Here is a 1,657-nt window from a genome sequence, read left to right as displayed (position 1 = left end):
CTCCACTCCATCATTGTCGTTTTGAAACCATTGTCCGTTATTTTTGGGGAATTTGGAACCGTTGTTATAAAGGATTTTACCACCGTTACTAACAGATATGTCAATATGAAGTACGTCTGCGATTTCTTTGTATTGAAAACCAGAAAATTTCATTAACAATATGGTTCGATCTCGTTCATTCATATGACTAAGTACGTTTTGTACTTTTGTAATCTCTTCTTTTCTAATCCAATCATCATCTAATGATGAGATAGGTTGAACCTCATGGTGTTGTATCGTTTTATCTATTCTCGCCTGATGCCTTTTTTCGGATCGTAAATATTTATATGCAACATAAGTAGAAGATTTTATGAGCCAACCAGATACATTTTCAATTGTCTTCCAATCATTTCTATATAGCTGTAAAAATACTTCTGGTGCTAATTCTTCAGCAATAGGTTGTTTTTTCACAATCCATAGAATTTGTTTCACAACATAAACGTAATATTGCTTAAATAAATCTTCAAATGTCAGATCCGAGACAGGCTTTTCTTCCTTTTTTATCTTTAACATGTCAGTTAAAACCTCACTCTCATTTGATGCCTGTATTATAAAGAACCCAGAAAGACGAGTTTTGTGACAAAAATGTTTTATTTTTTTATTATGTACGAAAAAAAGCATTCATCTTTCAAGTAGATGAATGCAAAAATTAGAATCATTTTGAGTTTTTCTTCCTATCCTTATCAAAAGATATATGAATTCAAAACAAAAGTAATTTATCCTATTTTCTTTTAAAACCGTAAAAGGAGGTATCCTCTGGAGATAAAAATAGTATTTGAAATTTAATGTGTTTTTTATAAGTGGCCCCAAAAAGAAGGAATCGTTGCCGTTCCCCAAAAAGGGCTAAAAACAACGTGATGATTTTTTATTTTTAAAAATATTCATAATTATAATGCCGTTTTTAACCTATCCAATTATTCTATTGTATTCTTCTTGGATGGTTTGTAGTTGTAGACTTAAACACTTTGCAAGTGATGCCATTTTGGGCTCTTGTTCCAACGTGAGTAACAATTGAGATACTTCTATCAACATTTGATGGACCTCATATGCTTCTTCTGTAGGCACATGCCCACATGCCCAGAAATATAACGAAGGATAAGCATAGACTCAATTATCCTCATTTTCTGATCGATTTCTTGTAATAATTGATTAGAACCACTAGACAATGATTTGTTCAATATACCAATCCTCTCCTATATTTTTTACGGGAAGAAGACAGTTATACAATAGATTCTTTTTGTACAAGTTAAAAGAAAAATGATTTTTTGTATTCTATACCAATTATAATACTTACACAAAGACATTTGTGATTTTTATTTTAAAAAAAGCCAAATGTATATACAGTTCGAATTTTTTCATTGAATTTGTTCTGTTTGGGTTTCTACCTGAACTAGTTTTTTATTTGATTCAAATGAATTGACCCATGTTAACTAGGTTAACCTAAGTTGTATCAAAGTTTTTTAAGTATTCAGGTTAACTTTAAAGGAGATTTGTATGGGGAGGAATGCAATTGAAAATGAACAACAACAGAACCGTTTTGATCATGTTGATACAACCAATCTATATGAAACGAATGGTTTTGTGTACCAACTGTATACGAACTCACTTGAAACAAACT

At 30.9% G+C, this 1,657-nt stretch carries 2 protein-coding genes; both read right to left on the bottom strand.

From position 1 onward, the window contains the following. Positions 1–552: RNA polymerase sigma factor SigX (locus F3I02_RS19555; RefSeq protein WP_230876870.1), on the bottom strand; the 552-nt coding region annotated here is incomplete at its 3' end. Between the two features lie 393 nt (positions 553–945). Next, a complete protein-coding gene (locus tag F3I02_RS34455) occupies positions 946–1,071 on the bottom strand; it encodes a hypothetical protein (RefSeq protein ID WP_269061756.1) in 126 nt (41 codons plus the stop codon). Between the last annotated feature and the right edge of the window lie 586 nt (positions 1,072–1,657).

The organism is Bacillus sp. SRB3LM (genome assembly GCF_015712745.1).
Lineage (GTDB): Bacteria > Bacillota > Bacilli > Bacillales > Bacillaceae_G > Bacillus_A > Bacillus_A thuringiensis_K.
The sequence above is the reverse complement of the archived record's forward strand: the minus strand, read 5'-3'. Positions and strand labels throughout refer to the sequence as shown.

Bases quoted from the DNA above. Each gene is read 5' to 3' on its own strand.
- F3I02_RS34455 (WP_269061756.1), bottom strand. From the start codon at position 1,071: ATGTTGATAGAAGTATCTCAATTGTTACTCACGTTGGAACAAGAGCCC.